The sequence below is a fragment of the Alienimonas chondri genome, from assembly GCF_013036045.1.
GTDB lineage: Bacteria > Planctomycetota > Planctomycetia > Planctomycetales > Planctomycetaceae > Alienimonas > Alienimonas chondri.
Genome location: NZ_WTPX01000109.1, coordinates 1 through 16,795, shown reverse-complemented (window position 1 = coordinate 16,795; position 16,795 = coordinate 1). Strand labels below are relative to the sequence as shown.

General features: G+C 62.8%; 14 protein-coding genes and 1 tRNA gene. 13 read left to right on the top strand and 2 right to left on the bottom strand.

Annotated elements, in window-relative coordinates:
• Both LzC2_RS15155 and LzC2_RS15150 read right to left on the bottom strand, forming a co-directional pair.
• A partial coding sequence (locus LzC2_RS15155) for a PfkB family carbohydrate kinase (protein ID WP_246255032.1) occupies window positions 1–252 on the bottom strand: 252 nt, incomplete at its 3' end.
• Window positions 249–1,346: a LacI family DNA-binding transcriptional regulator gene (locus LzC2_RS15150; protein ID WP_315854691.1), complete on the bottom strand. Its 1,098-nt coding sequence runs from the start codon at window positions 1,344–1,346 to the stop codon at window positions 249–251. The genes LzC2_RS15150 and LzC2_RS15155, both read right to left, overlap by 4 nt.
• Window positions 1,347–1,609: 263 nt before the next feature.
• On the opposite strand from LzC2_RS15150, the gene LzC2_RS15145 reads away from it, so the two are divergent.
• The 13 genes from LzC2_RS15145 (at window position 1,610) to LzC2_RS15085 (ending at window position 16,672) form a co-directional block, all read left to right on the top strand.
• Window positions 1,610–1,694, top strand: a tRNA-Leu gene (locus LzC2_RS15145).
• A gap of 920 nt (window positions 1,695–2,614) precedes the next feature.
• Complete coding sequence (locus LzC2_RS15140) at window positions 2,615–2,818, top strand: hypothetical protein (protein WP_171188482.1); 204 nt, start codon at window positions 2,615–2,617, stop codon at window positions 2,816–2,818.
• 60 nt (window positions 2,819–2,878) lie between these two features.
• Window positions 2,879–3,124 carry a hypothetical protein gene (locus tag LzC2_RS15135; RefSeq protein ID WP_171188481.1) on the top strand — a complete coding sequence of 82 codons (246 nt, stop codon included), beginning with the start codon at window positions 2,879–2,881 and terminating at the stop codon, window positions 3,122–3,124.
• Window positions 3,121–3,534, top strand: a complete 414-nt coding sequence (locus LzC2_RS15130; protein WP_171188479.1) for an ATP-binding protein — start codon at window positions 3,121–3,123, stop codon at window positions 3,532–3,534. Before LzC2_RS15135 ends, LzC2_RS15130 begins: the two co-directional genes overlap by 4 nt.
• Before the next feature lie 841 nt (window positions 3,535–4,375).
• Complete coding sequence (locus tag LzC2_RS15125) at window positions 4,376–4,777, top strand: hypothetical protein (RefSeq protein ID WP_171188477.1); 402 nt, start codon at window positions 4,376–4,378, stop codon at window positions 4,775–4,777.
• A 1,981-nt stretch (window positions 4,778–6,758) separates the two neighbouring features.
• The gene (locus tag LzC2_RS15120; protein WP_220401510.1) at window positions 6,759–8,660 is read left to right on the top strand and encodes a DUF6044 family protein; all 1,902 of its coding nucleotides are present in this window, start codon (window positions 6,759–6,761) and stop codon (window positions 8,658–8,660) included.
• Window positions 8,653–9,750 carry a dTDP-glucose 4,6-dehydratase gene (gene rfbB, locus LzC2_RS15115; protein WP_171188473.1) on the top strand — a complete coding sequence of 366 codons (1,098 nt, stop codon included), beginning with the start codon at window positions 8,653–8,655 and terminating at the stop codon, window positions 9,748–9,750. The genes LzC2_RS15120 and rfbB overlap by 8 nt, the downstream gene beginning before the upstream one ends.
• The gene (rfbA, locus tag LzC2_RS15110; protein ID WP_171188471.1) at window positions 9,747–10,628 is read left to right on the top strand and encodes a glucose-1-phosphate thymidylyltransferase RfbA; all 882 of its coding nucleotides are present in this window, start codon (window positions 9,747–9,749) and stop codon (window positions 10,626–10,628) included. Before rfbB ends, rfbA begins: the two co-directional genes overlap by 4 nt.
• Window positions 10,629–10,680: 52 nt before the next feature.
• Window positions 10,681–11,841, top strand: coding sequence for a dTDP-4-amino-4,6-dideoxygalactose transaminase (gene rffA / locus LzC2_RS15105; RefSeq protein ID WP_171188470.1), 1,161 nt, complete (start codon window positions 10,681–10,683; stop codon window positions 11,839–11,841).
• A 710-nt stretch (window positions 11,842–12,551) separates the two neighbouring features.
• Window positions 12,552–13,568 (top strand): glycosyltransferase family 2 protein, encoded by a 1,017-nt coding sequence (locus tag LzC2_RS15100; protein WP_315854689.1) that lies wholly within the window; start codon window positions 12,552–12,554, stop codon window positions 13,566–13,568.
• A gap of 14 nt (window positions 13,569–13,582) precedes the next feature.
• Entirely contained in the window at window positions 13,583–13,924 is a 342-nt protein-coding gene (locus tag LzC2_RS15095) for an EamA family transporter (protein ID WP_315854688.1), read from the top strand.
• A gap of 16 nt (window positions 13,925–13,940) precedes the next feature.
• Window positions 13,941–14,777, top strand: coding sequence for a class I SAM-dependent methyltransferase (locus LzC2_RS15090; protein WP_171188465.1), 837 nt, complete (start codon window positions 13,941–13,943; stop codon window positions 14,775–14,777).
• Between the two features lie 983 nt (window positions 14,778–15,760).
• A complete protein-coding gene (locus LzC2_RS15085; RefSeq protein ID WP_171188463.1) occupies window positions 15,761–16,672 on the top strand; it encodes a methionyl-tRNA formyltransferase in 912 nt (303 codons plus the stop codon).
• The last annotated feature ends 123 nt before the right edge of the window (window positions 16,673–16,795 follow it).

The following is a 16,795-nucleotide window of genomic DNA, read 5'->3' as shown; positions in this document are numbered from 1 at the left end:
GTCCACCCCCCGGCGGACCAGCCCGTCGACCAGCCGCCCGGACGCCGCGTCCTCTCCCACCGCTCCGATCATCGCCACGTTCCCGCCGGCCAGCGCCGCGGCGACCGCCTGATTCGCCCCTTTTCCCCCGCCGAACTCCGCGATCGACCGGCCGGCGACCGTCTGCCCCGGGACGGGCAGGGCGGCGCAGCGGACGACGAAGTCCGTGTTCAACGAACCGAGGACGACGACGCGGGGGGCGGCGAAGCTCATCGCGGCGCCCCCGCCGCGAGCGACTCACGCGAAGAACGCCGCCTGCTTCTGGGCTCGGCCCCCGGGAGCGGTCCGCCGGAGGAGGCGCGGGCGATGAACCGCACCGGCACCGTGTACCGCCGGCGTCGGGGCGGGCGGCCGGTCTCCAGTCGCTCCGCCATCACCTCCGCCGCCGTCTGTCCCAGTCGTCGCACGTCCTGAGCGACGGCGGTCAGCGGCACGCGGAGGAACTCCCCGTGCGGCACGTCGTCGAAGCAAACCAACGCCAAGTCGTTCGGTACGGATCGCCCCGCCTCCGCCGCGGCCCGCAGCGCCCCGAAGGCGTTGGGCGTGCTGAACGCGAACAGGGCCGTCACGTCCGGCCGGTCCGCCAGCAGCCGGGCGGCCGACTCGTACCCGGACCGCTCCGTGAACCCGTTCCCCGCGACCGGCACGTCGTCGATCGAGACCCCGACGGCGGCGAGGGCGTCGCGGGCGGCCCGCAGGCGGTCGTCGTTCGGCAGCGTCCCGGGCCGTCCCTGCACGATCCCGATCGTGCGGTGCCCCAATTCCAGCAGATGTTCGATCAGCCGCTCCGCCCCGCCGCGGTGATCCGAAGTGACGGTGGGCAGCGATCCGTCTCGAAACCCGCGGTCGACCACCACGACCGGCGTCCCCGCGGCGTTCGCAGCCTCCAGATGGGTCGAGTCCACCCCGACCGGGCAGACCACCAGCCCCTCCACCCGCCGGGCCTGCAACTCCGCGACGAGCGTGACCTCGCGTTCGTTGCACTCCCCGCTATCCGCCAGCAGCACGCTTCGCCCGGCCTCCTCCGCCCCCCGCGTCACCTCCTTGGCGATGGCGGCGAAGAACGGGTTGGCCACGTCCGGCACGACGACGCCCAGCAGCCCGCTCCGCCGCGACTGCAGCGACCGGGCCAGCAGGTTCGGCCGGAACCCCAGCCGCCGGGCGTGCTCCCGGACGCGGTCCGCGGTCGTTGCGCTGATGCGGCACGCCTTCGCATTGCCGTTCAACGCCCGCGACGCGGTGGAGACGCTCACCCCCGCCGCCGCCGCGACGTCCCCCAGCGTGACCGTCAGGTTCGAGGCGGACACGGGCGGACCGAACGGGGACGAGCGGGGACGAGGCGAAACGAAGGCCCGGACGCCAGCGGCCGGGCCTTGTGCAAACGTTTGAGCAACATGGCCAAGTCCCCCCTCGCCGACAACCTCGCCGGGCGGATCGGGCTCCGCCGCCGCGAGCGACGCCGGCGGAGGCGGGCCGCGGGGGTCGTCGGGCTGGAAAGCTACGATGCAAGGACTAGAGTGGGCGAACCTCGCCCCCCGGACGCCGTGTCCGCGGTGCGAGGCACACTCCTGCCGGAGTGGCGGAATGGCAGACGCGAAGGATTCAAAATCCTTTTCGGGGAAACCCGAGTGTGGGTTCGAGTCCCACCTCCGGCACTCGTCACGCACCGCCCCGTCCGGCCGCTTAGCGGCCCGCGGGGCTGTTTTCTTAGGGGGGCCCGTGACCGCGGTGGGGCGGCCCCGGTAGGTGGGGCCGGACCGAAGCGAATCTCGGTCCGAACCGCCCGGTCCCGCCGAAACCCGTGCGGCTTTCCGCGACCGCGCCGCGGATCGATCGATATGCCTCGAAGGAAGCGAAAGGGCTCGGTGCCGATTCGAGCGTGGCAGATATGCGCGTGGGATTCGCCTCCGTGACGATCGATATCCACGATGGTTGAACCTGCGTGGCGGTCTACGCCCCCCTCGCCGCCGTTAAACACGCTGCCGATCTGCGTCACTGTCGGGTAGTCCGCCCCGGTATCCGCCGGGCGCGAGTTTCTTCCCGCACTCGGAGGGAGGCATACCCGAGTCCCCGCCGTCGGTTCGGCCGGCGCTGCTGATGGTCTTCATGAACGCCGCCCTCGTCCTCGCCGGCGTCTACGTCGCCCGTCCGCATCGCAAGCCGCCGTGGCGTTCCCATAGCCACCGAGGGCAATGTCACCGCCGCAGACGGAATCAACGCGATCGTAGTCCTCGGCGCCCGCCGTCCACAGAGCCGCAGGTCGGCGTGATCAGAACGAGCAGCCCGCCGTACAAGCCGCCAGCACCCCCGAACCTCTACGCCACGCCCTCACGGCCTTATCCGCCGGTGCGTCGCCCGTTTCGATGGTTGGGTATTCAACTCCGTAAGGCATTGCCGGCCCCGCCTGCCAAGCGGCCAGCCAGCCCTACGAGGTGCCCCCCCGGCAGCCGGAGCGGCGAATGCCTGACTCCGGAGCATTACGCGACCGAGCAGGTCGCCGAACAGGAGCGGCTGCGGGCCTGATTCCTGCGGCTGAGTTCTTTTCCAACCCGATCGCTCTCCGCAGGAAAGGCTGATGGCTTTACGACCGTCCGGCAAACGCCCCGGACGGAGAGACGAAAGACGACCCGAAGAAGACCCGGAACAGGAGCGACCGCCGCCGCTAAAGCAGCGGTCTGGGGAGTTGATCGCCATGGCCTTCCCGGGCTTACTCGTCGCCACCCATGAACCTGAGGAAGTCGTCCGCGACCTCGCCGCCGCCTGCTGCGAGAAGAGCTGAACCCTCGCCTCGTGGACGGCGACGGGGGACAAAGCGGGCCCCGCCGATCCCTTGGCCGCGGTGAAGGCCCTGCCGCAATTGGGCGACGGCGAGACGCCGGCGTTGGTGGCGTTGGTGTACCTGCACCGATTCTCTCAGTCCGCCGATCTGCTCGCGGCAGTCCGGGCCACCCTGGTCGCGACTATAACCCGTCGCACTTGCTCGGCGCTGATCCGGCCGAGCAGCGACCTGCCGCCAGAGTTGAAACCTGACTCCGCCGCGCTGGACCACCCGCTGCCCAGCCGGGAGGAATTGAACCGTTGGTGAAAGGCGTCGCCACGGAAGCCGGCGAGTTGCCGGTGCTGGACACGCTGCTGAGCTGGCCGGCGGATCGCCCGCGGGGCGCGTTTGCCGTCGCCGCCAGCAACGACGCCAGCATGTCGCCCGCGGAACTCACCCGCAGCGGGCGGTTCGACGCCGCCTTCTGCCTCGACCGGCCGGCGGCCGAGGAGCGGCCCCAAATTTGGGACAGATACCGGGCAGAGTACGGGATCGACGACGAAGACTTGGTCGCGGACGACGAAGGCTGGACCGGAGCGGAGATCGAATCCTGTTGCCGTCTGAGCGCCCTGCAGGCGTCTCGCTGGATCAGGCCGCCTCTTACGTCGTGCCGGTCAGCGAGAGCGGAAGGGAGCAATTGCCCCAGCTGCGGCGGTGGGCCGGCAGCCGCTGCCTGAACAAAAAAGTCGGCGACTTATATAAGCACCGCGATCGGCAACCCGCTGACAAGCAGCGACTGCCGGGCGGGAATTTCCCGCTGAACTAACGCGGCCCCAGCCGCACCCCTTTCTTCACACGCCTCGGCACTTTGTCGGGACGCTTCTCTTTTCACACTCACAGGAGCCGCCACGACGCAGTTGATCGGCCCGCGCCAGCCATTTTGGAGCTGCATTCCGACGGCGACTGGACCGCTGATCTCTCCCCCAGCGGCGGGCCAATCCTCGGGCCGTTCCCGCTGCGGAGCGACGCGTTGACCGCGGAGGCCGACTGGCTCACCCGTAACGTGCTGACGCCGCCGGGCTGTGCGTCCGGCGTCCCCTCGTTTTTAGCCCCGAAGCGGCGGATCGGCTCTGTGCCGGTCCGCCGCTGCACGGCTTCCGTACCGTGGCGTAGAAACACTCGGGCTGAAGGCGCGCGACGACGGCCCCTGCGTCCGTGTTGATGCCGCCCAGGAAGGCGGAACCCGTTTGACGGCCGTCACCCCTGACGGTCGCGGGACCAGCCTGCTGATCGTTGGAGACCGCCCCCCCGCCGCGCTGGCGCTGCCCTTCCAATTGCTGTTCGAAGCCGGTGCGGCCAAGAGCGGCGACATGCAACTTTCCGGAGCGGACCGAGGTTCGGTGGTGGTCGCGAATCAGGGCGAAAAGAGCATGCCCCGCAGCGTCCGCCATGCGCTGGAGAAGAAAGGACCGGGGCCGGGCTGCCAATTTCGAGCCGCCAGAGGTGCCCGAGTGGCGCCCGGGCAAGCTTCCGCTGACGCTCTCCGGGCCACCTGCGAGGCCGCCGACGCCCACAATCGTGCTGAACGGCGCCGAGGAACCGGTGCGCTGCGATGCCGTCGGCACTGACAGACCCGAGACGGCGATCGTCTTCACCACCCTCGCCGGGCATCCGGCCCCGGCCAAAGACGCGGTGCGGCTGACCGCTGATGAACCCACGAACTCGGCTCCACCAGGAGCCGCTGAGACACTCCTTGCGGTCCGTGAGGGCCGCACTTCTCAACCCGCTTCTCTCACGAGGGACGTTTCCGCCAAGCCCCGCCCCCGCATCGCCCAAAACGCGAACGGCTACCGCACGAACGGCGACGTGAACGGCCCCGCCGTCCGCGGCGACGGGCGCCCGGACTCGCCCCCCGACCACGACGAGCTTCTGGAGCGGGTCTCCGCCCTCGGCAGCATGCTGTCGGGAACTGATTCGTGAACGCGCATCCGGCGGTCCCGCCCCGGGGGGCGGGCTTTCCCCTTCGCTTTCGGCGAGGATCTCCGCGAATCGACGTCCGAACGCCCCCCGATGCATGGGAGCCCTCGCCGCCGGGGTACCTTGCAATCGAAGGGGGAGCGAGTTCCAATCACCCGCCGTCGCGCGTCCCGCCTTTCCACCCACTGTGGGTCCGGCAATGCAACGCATTGCGGCATGGGCGGTCGCGACGCGAGCGCTGGTGCAAGGCCGATTTTATTCACATGGCTGGCGCCACCATAAAGATGCGACGTTCCTCCAAGCAATAGAGTGGTCATTAGAGATCGACACGCGAGCTGAGCACCCCGGGGCCGCAGCGCCGGAGCCGATCGGCGACGAATTGAAACGACCCATATCCTAGGAGGCGGAGCTGTGGCGAAGGAGCGAGACGACAGGGGCCTGAACCCAAGGTCTCCTTTGCCATCGGAGGACCGGCCGGCGCGGCCGGAGTATGTTCGTCGGGATCGGACGCGGTTCGTCGGAGTGCACGTCGATTCGCTCACGCTGATCGATGGAGAGGACAGGAGCGTTAGCGCGATCGACGGTTTTCGGCGTCTCGGCAAGTCGCCGGCGTTCCGGATGGTCAAGGCAGCTCCGAACGACTGGGAATCGCGACCTTTGATCGTTCGCTCCAATCGGTGGTGGTTTCAGAGTCCGAGGGACTTGCTTGGGGCGTTCTTGGTGCGGGTGGAGAAGCTGATCGCCGATCCACCCGGCTCAGGGGAGGGCCGCGGGCTCAGCGAAAAGTTCGTCCAACTCCGCCTGCCACTCCCCCTCCCGCCCAAAGCAGTCGTGGCCGGTCTTCTCCGGAACCGGTCGGTGGACTTACTGAAGCGGGCGGACGCAGCGTGCAGTTTGGTCGCCGGCCCCCGCTGCCCCCCGCCGGCTTGCTCGCGCGCCCGCATCGGCGCTACCCAACGGAAATTCGGTCAGGTCCGGCCGGTCGAGGGCGCCGGCGGGTTCCTCCGCTCCCCCGGCCTCGCTCCACCGGCTGAATCGACGCCAGATTCTCTTTCAGTTACCGTGCCTCTCCGACCTATCCCGCTACGCGATTCCGGTCCTCGCCGGGTACGGCACGGCGTTGACGAACATGCGGCCATCGTGGTCGAACCGGGAACGCGTCGGCAACCGCGGTTCCAGTCTCGTCCACTGCGTGTCGGACAGCTCGTGGCGGCGGAGAGGCATCAGGTTCGCCGAAACCGGGATTCTTCGCCCCCTCTTCGAACACGCTTCTATAACCAAGCACTGTTGGGGGTCTTTAGCGAAACGATAGCTCGTCTGTTCAACCTGTTGGCTCTTGCGAGCCTCGGAATTCGAGCGACCGTGCAGACGCACAATCTGTTCGCGCTCACTTCCTTAATGGATGCAGCCTGGGCACGTCACTGCTCCCTAATTGCCACTCCTTGGCGGAGTACATTTAGGGCCGCAAACCTTGGAATATTCCGCGGCCGTGACTTCGCGAATCATTTTAGGAACGCCCCCACGCGGAATGCCTGGACGACCTTGGCCGGTTTCCATTGCTTAGTCTTACCGAAGCAATCGCCCGCGGCTCACATCTTGCAGGGCGGTCTCTTGGTGGGGCGCCGGCGACGGGATGTCGGAGATCGCGAAAGACGGCAGTTCGCCTTCTGGCAGACCGATTTTCGGCGATCAACAGTCTCTGCGACGCTTCCCGCCGCCGTGCCCTACGCCGAAAGCACCAGTGAAGACTCGAACGCTCCCGGTGAATCCACGTCGACGGCACGCCGGCAGGTTCGCCGCTACCTGAAGCAAAGCGGTCCGCGACCGGTCAGGGGCAAGGTTCGGGGCACCAGTTCGGCGGCTCGCCCAGCCGGGCCGATGGCCGCGGAACGAGGAAACGCCTTCGGCGCCAATGCCTGTCGGCGAGACGTTGCGCTCCGCAACCCGACCCGGCAGAGCGGTGCGGATCGGAGTTATTCCATAAATGTCTAATCCTTCCGACAACTCCGCTTCCCGCATTGAAACTGCTTCAGCTGGCCTGCGGTCTGGCAATACGCGTCGGACGAAGCTCTGCGTCCTAGGCGGGTTGCTGCTGGCAGCCCTTTACATGTCGCCTTACGCCGTCCTCGGGAAGGAAGCCAAGGTCCGGATCCACGATAATGTGGAACCGAATCTCGCCATTCATTACCGCCTCGCAAAGGACGGTTCCTCCGACTTCATTCTGGGCGGCCTGCCCGAATCCGCGTTCACCGCACTTCCTATTCTACTCGTCGAGGTCCACAGGTTTCTGGACGCCTTCGAAGGCTACGTGCTGGTCGAAGCGGCAGTCAGGTGCCTTGCCTTTATCGGTCTATTCGGATTCTTGGTTCGGGCGTTCAAGTGCGAGGAAGAACTCGCTTGTTTGGTCGCTGCCGGATTCTCATGGCTGCCCTGGTTCCCGATTTTCGGCTTGGCGGCGTCAGGAATCCCGCTGTTGGCGTTCGCGGCGATCGTACTGATCCAGCCGAGCCGGGGACGTCTGCAACGCGTGCTCATGCTGGTTGTGATGGCACTGTTTCCGCTCTGTTCGAGCGTGACGTGGACGCCCTTCATGTTTGCCGTGATGGCGGCATTCGCGCTAGGTGTTTGGCTGTACTCCCGACGCTTTCCCGCTTGGCTCGCCTCTGGCCTTGGCCTATTCGCGGGCGTTTCCGCCGTCGTTAACTGGCCCCTCGTTGAAGCGTCTTTCGGGAGCGAGGCGATCGAATGGCATCGAGCGGAATATCTCCCCGCCCCGTTAGATATCGCGTCGATTCTCAAGCAGTCGGCGTTCAGTCAGTATCATGCTGAAGCGAGTCCGAGGCCTTTCGTATGGGCTGCAGTTCTGATGGCCTCGATCATGGCGGTGAACGCGACGCTAGGAACGCTGAAACGACTGCCGCTTATCGCCGCGCTGCTTTTCGTCGCCCTTGCGCTGTTTCTCGCCCCCGACTTGGTTCGACGTCATTCGCTGGTGTATGTGCTCTGCATCGTCGCCGCAATCTCGCTGCGGACAAGGCAACCGCCGCGGTCTTGGCTGATCAGTCTGGGTTCGACCGGAGCCACGATCGGCTTCGTTGCAACAGTTTGGATCGCCTATGACGCCCAACTGCTTAATTGGCTGCCCGCCGGCGAGAACTTCCAATACCGGCGATGGTATATCTTTCTGCCGTTCGTGTTGTACGCCATGTTCTTCGCCAGCCTTAGCTATCTGGCTTCGACGGGAAAGTCCGCTCGTCTAATCGCCTTTGGATTGGCTTTCTGCCAAATGGGGATGCTTTTCGCGGAAAGATGGGAGACGCAATCTGACGACTGGATCATGACCTACTCGCAATACGAGTCGCGTGTTACGTTCGACCGCGTCGATGAGTTAATCGTAATCCCCAGAGAAGATTACCAAATCGCCTGCATTGGATTCTATCCATCCGTCGCCCACCTTAACGGCTTTAACACCGTCGGCGGATATTGGGCGCTGTATCCGCTGAAATGGAAACATCAGATGAGATCCGTGATCGCCGGCGAACTTGAGAAATCGCCTGCGCTGAGGGAGTATTTCGATAACTGGGGCAATCGGTGCTACGTTTGGGCGAGCAGTTGCAGGCCTCACGACGTCCGACTGGCGGGAGATCCGCCGGCGACGTTCCAGGATCTGGCAATAGATACAAACGCCCTGAGTGAGATGGGAGCGGATTACGTCCTCTCCTCGCTGAAGATTGACAACTCGGCAGAGATCGGACTAGAGTACCTTGGAACAATTCCTTCTGCCGATCCAGGCAAGGTCTTGAGTCTGTGGGTTTACGAGATCGATTCCGGGGCAGCTTCCCGCCGCGATTTAAAGACCACGCCGAAGCTTCGCGGCAATGAATGAGGAGATCTCGAACGTGCACGAGCGACGCGTCCTCATTACCGGCGGGGCTGGATTCATTGGATCCGGCCTCGTCCGTTATCTCCTCGGCTGCGCTGAAGTCGCCGTTCTGAATGTCGATAAGCTGACCTATGCGGGGAGCTTGAGGTCGCTCGCTTCGGTCGAGTCGAGCCCGCGTTACCAGTTCCTGCGGGCGGACGTCTGCGATCAAGAGGCAATAGGCTCCGCCTTCGAGAAATTTCAGCCGACGGTGGTGATGCATCTGGCTGCCGAAAGCCACGTCGACCGTTCCATTGACGGTCCCGCGGCGTTCATTGAGACCAACGTGGTCGGGACCTATTCGATGCTCCAGTGCGCGTTGGAGTACTGGCGAAAGCTAGGCGATGACCGTCAAGAACGCTTCCGCTTTCACCACATCTCGACCGACGAGGTCTTCGGCAGCTTGGGCCCGGAGGGGCGTTTCGTCGAGGCGACGCCGTATGAGCCCCGTAGTCCCTATTCCGCCAGTAAGGCGAGCAGTGACCACTTAGTGCGGTCTTGGTTTCATACCTACGGACTGCCGGCGCTGATCACGAACTGCTCGAACAACTACGGTCCGTTTCAGTTTCCGGAGAAGCTGATTCCTTTGGTGCTCCTGAACGCGATGGACCGAAAGCCGTTGCCGATTTACGGCGAAGGCGACAACGTTCGGGACTGGCTGTACGTTGAAGATCACGTGCAGGCATTGTGGAAGGTGATTGAAAAAGGCGAGCCGGGGCGAACGTACAACATCGGCGGCAACATGGAGCGGACGAATCTGGAAGTCGTCCGGACCCTTTGCAGGCTTCTGGACGAACGCCGCCCCCATCCAAGCGGCGCCTATGAGGGCCTGATCGAGTTCGTCGCTGACCGCCCGGGGCACGACAAGCGTTACGCGATCGACGCAACGCGAATTAAGGAAGAGTTGGGCTGGGAACCGGCCGAGACGTTCGAAAGCGGCGTCGAGAAGACAATCGACTGGTATCTTGCCAACGAAGCGTGGTGGCGCCCGATTCGCGAAGGCGCCTATAGCGGCCAGCGACTAGGGCTTAGCAATCCAGGGAGCAAATCATGAGTCGAAGAGGGATCGTCCTTGCCGGCGGTTCGGGAACCCGCCTGCATCCGGTCACGCTCGGCGTCAGCAAGCAGTTGCTGCCGGTTTACGACAAGCCGATGGTGTATTACCCGCTCTCCGTCCTGATGCTCGCCGGCATCCGAGAGATCCTGTTGATCTCCACGCCGGAAGATCTGCCTGCTTATCGAAGAGTCCTGGGAGACGGCAGTCGCTTCGGCGTCGAACTCAGCTATGCCGAACAACGCAAGCCCGAGGGTTTGGCGCAGGCGTTTCTGATCGGCGAAGAGTTTATCGGCGACTCGCCAGTGACACTGGTGTTGGGCGACAACATCTTCTACGGCCAAGGGCTCACCCCGAAACTGCAGGCCGTTTCCGACCAAACGCTCGGCGCCACGGTCTTCGGTTACCAAGTTGCTGACCCGCGGCGATTCGGAGTGGTGGAAATGGACGCGCGGAACCGCGCAATCTCGATCGAGGAGAAACCGCATGAACCGAAATCCTCATTGGCGGTTACCGGCCTCTACTTCTACGACAACCAGGTGGTAGAGATCGCGAAATCAATCAAGCCCTCCGCTCGGGGCGAGCTCGAGATCACGTCTGTGAATCAGATCTACTTGGAACGCGGGGAGTTGTCGGTCCAGGTTTTAGGACGCGGTTACGCCTGGCTCGATACCGGCACGCATGAATCGCTGTTGGAAGCGTCCATGTACGTGAAAACCATCGAGCACTATCAGGGATTCAAAGTCGCATGTCTGGAGGAAATTGCGCTCAACAACCGTTGGATCACGAGACAGGCGTTGGAGCAAACGCTTCCGCGGCTCGCGAACAACGGATACTCCCGCTATCTGCGATCGCTCGTCGAGCATCCGAGACACTGAGCCTGCGGCACATCTAACGAAACTGGCGCCGCAACCGGCCTGATCGACAGTCATGAACGAAACTCAAATTCCCTTCAACAAACCATTCGTTGCGGGGAAGGAGCTCTACTACGTCGCACAGGCGGTCACCCGCGGCAACCTCGGGGGCGATGGATACTACACGAAGGCCTGCTGCCGACTGCTCGAAGACAAGTTCGGAATCCCGAAGGTCTTGCTCACGCCTTCCTGTACTGCGTCACTCGAGATGGCCGCCATCCTCTGTGAACTCGAGGAAGGCGACGAGGTCATCATGCCTTCCTACACGTTCGTCTCGACCGCTTCTGCTTTTGTGCGAGAGGGCGCAACGCCTGTCTTCGTCGACATCCGTCCCGACACGCTGAATATCGATGAAAACCTCATCGAGGCTGCAGTCACCGACAAAACCAAAGCAATCTGCGTGGTGCACTACGCTGGCGTCGGCTGCGAGATGGACCGGATCGTTGCGACCGCTAAGAAGCACGATCTCATTTTGATCGAGGATGCCGCTCAGGGCGTAAACGCGTTCTACAAAGGGCGGGCCCTTGGAACGATCGGCGACTTAGGATGTTACAGCTTTCACGAAACCAAGAACATCATCTGCGGCGAGGGAGGAGCTCTCTGCATTAACAACCCGAGATTCAACGATCGCGCAGAGATCATCCGAGACAAAGGGACCAACCGGCGACAATTCTTCCGCGGCGAGGTGGATAAATACACCTGGGTCGACGTCGGGTCGTCCTTCGTCCCGAGCGAAATATGCTCGGCGTTTCTATACGGACAGCTCAAGGCGATGGAATCGATCACCGACCGACGAGGCGAGGTTTACCGCGAATACCGCGATCTTCTCCAGTCGCCGTCTCTGACAGGCGAAGCTACGCTTCCGACGATTCCGGAGGATTGCGATTGCAACTTTCACATGTTCTATTTGATCGCGTCGTCGAACGGTCAGCGAGACGCTCTGATTCAGAGATGCCGAGACAGGGGAATCGACGCGGTCTTCCATTATATTCCGCTCCACTGCTCGCCGATGGGCCGGCAGTTCTCGCATAAGCATAGCCTACCAGTCACCGAGGACCTTAGCAGTCGTTTAGTGCGTCTACCGCTGTTCCACGACATTTCTCGGGAGGAACAAGCCCTCGTCGCCGAAGAAGTACTCACGTTCCTCGACTCTTCTGACGGGGGGAGCGATGACTAGTTCTTTTGTTGAGGCGCCCGCAGGGAAGCCAGAGGTTCTGGGCTTCGGCCGACTCAACGCTTCCAGCACCAGGGAAATGCGAAAGTGCATCTCACTTCCCCGACAAAACGGCATGGAGCTGCTGTGTTGGGCGTTCGATTCAGATTCGCGCGTGTTGGAGGAAGCCAAGCAGGAACAACTGCAGTGCACAGGCGACCAGGATGCGCTCAGAAGCGGCTTCACAGATGCTGTCGCCAGGCGCCTGAATAGCCGTTCTCAAGTCGTGCTGAATAGTTGGCAAGCTCCGCGCGGCGACCGATCCGTTTCTTCCTTCAGGCCGGCTCAATGTCTCGTCTGAGCAACAATCCGAACGTCAGCCCTGGGCAGCGCTCTGCTCTGGACAAAGCTTGGATGGCGGCTCGCTGTCGGGGCGAGTTCGCAGGCATCGTGCTCACTGCGGCAAACCATACTGCAGAAACGGTCGGAACGGCGGCAGCCCGAGCAGTCGGGACGACGGCGACGATCGATCCGATTCTGGTTTCCGACGAGTGCCTGCGGCAGGAACTAGCGAGCGCCTTTACCCACAGCGATCACTGCGGGTCTCGCCGGCAAGGACGCCGAGCGACCCCACTGAAAAGTCGGCTGGCTGAAAAATATGCTTGCAACTTATGCCGGAACCTAGACTTCTCGGTGAGGAAACCCGAGAGTTCGCGTCACGCGTGGAATGAATCGTGAACGTGTCGACAAATCAGAGTCAGAGGCCATCGCTATCCGTCGTGATCCCCGTGTATGGGCGGGGAGACCGCTTGACGGAGCTAATTTCACGCTTGGACCAGACTGCAGAGGCAAGAGGCTGGGATCGTCCCGAAGTCGTACTGATCGACGATTGCGGCTCCGCCGATTCGTGGCCTGTCATTCGCCAAACGGCGAGTCGTCGGCCCAATGTCGTTGCTGTTCAGCTGTCAAGAAATTTCGGGCAGCACAATGCGATCATGTGCGGATTTCACCACACCAACGGCGAGGTCGTCGTCACCATTGACGACGACCTGCAACAGGATCCGGAGAGCATTCCTAGAATGCTCGAGGAACTGAACGATAAAGAGCTGGACCTGGTCTACGGAAATTACGCATCGAAAAAGCACCCGCTGGGGAGAAACCTGGGATCGAGCTTGGTTAACTGGTTCTACCGGCTGATTTTCAAGATGCCGATTACGGTCACCTCGTTCCGCGCAATGCGTCGACCGTTGGTGTCGAGCGTTCTTCGCTATGATTTGAACTTCACTTATTTGGACGGCCTGCTGGCTTGGAACACGACGCGAATCGGCGCGGTCGTGATACCTCATCGCGATCGGGCGGAAGGTCGGTCTGGGTACACCCTTTCCAAGCTCGTCGGCTTGGCGATGAACGTGTTCACGAACTTCTCGTTGTTGCCGCTGCAGTTGGTGTCATTTGTGGGCATCACCTCTGCGGCCTTGGGCCTGAGCCTGGGCGCTTGGTACACGTTCGCTGCGTTGCTGGCGAAAGTGTCAGTTCCCGGCTACGCGTCGACGATCGTTGCGGTTCTAGTGCTCGGCGGGTTGCAGCTATTCGGCCTGGGGATTATGGGCGAGTATCTCGGTCGCTTGCACCTGAACGTGAACAGAAAACCGCAGTTCACGGTCCGTCAAATCCTCTTGTCGGACGACCGCTCGGACGACCGCTCGGACGACCGCTCGGACGACCGCACAGAGGAGCGATGCGTCGGATGATTGGATACGCGTACGTGGGTCTCACAATCACCTTCACCGTGATCGGGCAGCTGCTGATCAAGTGGCAAATGGGTTCGGCAACGCTGCCTGAGGGCGCTGTGGCTAAGCTGCTGTTCTTGATGCGCCAGCTTCTAAATCCCTGGATTCTCTGCGGATTCGCTTCTGCCTTTCTAGCCGCTCTCTGCTGGATGGCGGCGATGACGAAACTTCCTCTTAGCCGAGCCTATCCTCCTACGAGCCTCGCCCTCGTTTTAGTGTTGGCGTTCTCGGCGTTGCTTTTCGACGAAAAGATTTCGTCGTCTACGATTCTCGGTTCCCTGCTGATTATCGCAGGACTCCTCGTCGTCGCGAAATAGAAACCCTCCCTACGGTATGGACGTCTCGACGCTTACAAATGGTCGGCTGAAGCTGGCCAACGGTATCTGGTCGAGCGAATCGCCGGAGAAAGTCTCGTATCCCGAAGACGGGAATAGCGACTGCTTTCAGGTCGAAGACGCCTCCTTCTGGTTTCAGCATCGAAACGCCGTGATCCGAGCGATGATCCAACGGTACGCTCCGGCGGAAAACGCTGGATGGTTTCTGGACGTCGGCGGCGGCAACGGCTTCCAGTCGAAGGCGATCCAAGAACTCGGTTTCAGCGCCGCACTGATTGAACCGGGGCGCGAGGGATGCGAAAATGCGCTGCGAAGGGGAGTTCGGAACGTTTTAAACTGCACCCTGGCGGGCTCTTCGATTTCACCACGCTCCGTTGCAATGACGGGAGCGTTCGATGTCGTGGAGCACATCGACGCGCAGGAGGAGTTTCTGTCTCAGATCCACGAAGTCCTTCAGCCCGAGGGCCTGTTCTTTATGACGGTGCCGGCGTTGGACTGGCTCTGGTCCTTCGAAGACGTTCACGCCGGCCACTTCCGACGTTATTCACTACGGTCCGCTTCCGAAGTCCTGGAAGCCGCTGGATTCACCATTGAGTTCGCGAGCTATTTCTTTCGGCCGCTAGTGGCGCCGATATTGCTGTTGCGGTCGATCCCCTCGGCTATTGGAATTCGCAGAACGGCCAGCCGGAGCGTGACTGAGAAGGAGCATCAACTTCCCGATTCGTTGATTGGAAGGTCTATCAGTCGCGGGCTGTCCAGAGAGCGTGAGCAACTTGAGCGACAGAAACGAATCTCCGTCGGCAGCAGCTTGGTGGTCGTCGCAAGAAAAGCCTGAGTACCTCAGTTCGTATCCGTAAATGCGCTCGTTGTTGACCGGCTGGTCTGGCGCCGGTTCCGGCACGGGTGGATCGAGATAGACTTGAGACCGGTTGGGGAGCCGCGGCAAGGGTTTCTCGCGACAGAGGGCGTAGACGGCCGTCGAGGAGCCGCCGTGGCCCAACGTCGCCAGCCCGATTCGTTCGCGGACGTCGTCGCGGACCGCCTTCCGCCGGACGACCCGCCGCCGGACCGCCGGACCGCCGGGCCGGCATGAAAGGCGGCCGGCGCCGCACGCTCGACCGCTTCGCGTTGAAGATCCCGGGGTATGAGCTGTGAACCGGTTGCCGCTGGGGGGACAGACCCCCGACACGTGCTGTCCCGGCGAGGCCGCACGGTGTTGAGTGGGCGGAGTTGGGCGTGCGGGGCCGCACCTGCTTGGAGTTCCTGCGACGGCTCCACCGCGTCACGGACTTAGAGGCGGGCACCTATTTGACAGGCCACTGCTTGACGGAGCGGCGACTTGCCGCCACTGTCGGATCCGAGAAACAAGTTGATGCCTGCCGCCCCGCTGCCGCTGACTTCCCAGCCTGACGAAGCGGCTGCCTGTCATGCTGACGCGAGTGGAGGCCCGCCGCGTCCTGGCGGAAGACCGTACCCCAATCCGGACGGTCGGCCTACTCCTGTAACGACTCCTGTACGGCCTCGGGCTGCGATCGCTCGAGGCCTCGCGGTTGCGCGTGAAGGACATGGACCTCGACCGCGGCGAGTGGATCGTCCGGGAGAACAGGGGCGACAAAGACCGCTGCACGATGCCGCTCGCCTCGATGGGAGGCGGACGGCAGCGTCCTAAACGACCCAAGTCCTAAACAGGGGCGGTCGCGGCGTCGTTAGACCGGCCGACGGCGACTCTGCCGAACCCGACGACGTGGGAGATCGCGTCACGGGCGATCTGACGGACAGTCACAAAAACGCCAGTTTGGCGAACAGAGGCAATCGTCGATGAAAAAGCTCACCGTATTCGCCATGACGAAAAAGGGCAGAGCCGTGATCACGGCGATCCACCTGAAATATCCAGGAATGATCGCGGCGGTCATTGCTTCCCGCGACAGCGGCATGGCGGAAGATTGCTATGAGGACATCCGCGATTTCTGCGGCAGGAACGCGATCGCGTTTCTCGATCGCCGAGACTCTTATACGATCGCCACGGACTATTCACTGGCCGTGTCATGGCGGTGGATCATTCGCAACGAGTCCTCGAGTCTCGTCGTGTTTCACGATTCGTTGCTGCCTCGCTATCGCGGTTTTAATCCGTTAGTTACGGCGCTCATAAACGGAGACGTCAAGGTCGGAGTAACGGCTCTCTTCGCGACGGACGAGTACGATCGGGGCGACATTATCGCTCAATCGGAAACGGCGATCGAGTACCCAATCACGATTGCGGAGGCCATCGATGCGATACAGGCGAACTACGTCTCTCTCGGTCTGGAGATTGCGGACGCGCTCCATCGAGAAGAGCCCCTCGCCGCCTCGCCTCAATCAGAGGACTGCGTCACTTATAGTCTCTGGAGGGACGAGGACGACTATTTCATTGACTGGTCGGCATCCGCCGCGACCATCAGGCGGCTCGTCGATGCGGTCGGGTTCCCGTATCGGGGGGCGGCGTCGGTCCTGGACGGGAAGGTCGTTCGTCTGCTGAAGGCCGAGGCTCTGGAGGATGTGAAGATCGAGAACCGGACGCCCGGCAAAGTGATCTTCATTCGCGACTTCAAGCCAGTCGTGGTCTGCGGGGAGGGTTTGTTGCGCATCGAAGAGATGATCGACGACCGCGGAGTCGCTGCGCTTCCGTTACCCAGGTTCAGGATGCGGTTTGGGGGCGTCGCCGAACGACTCGCGGCAGCGGACACGGACTAGTGTCCTGAGTTGGAGGTTTCGTTGCAGACGGCTTCGACCCGACGGAGGATCAGGTCCGCGTCGGCAGTCCAGACGAACGGCTTGGCGTCGGCGTTGTGGCCGTCGACGTAGTCCCGGATCGCC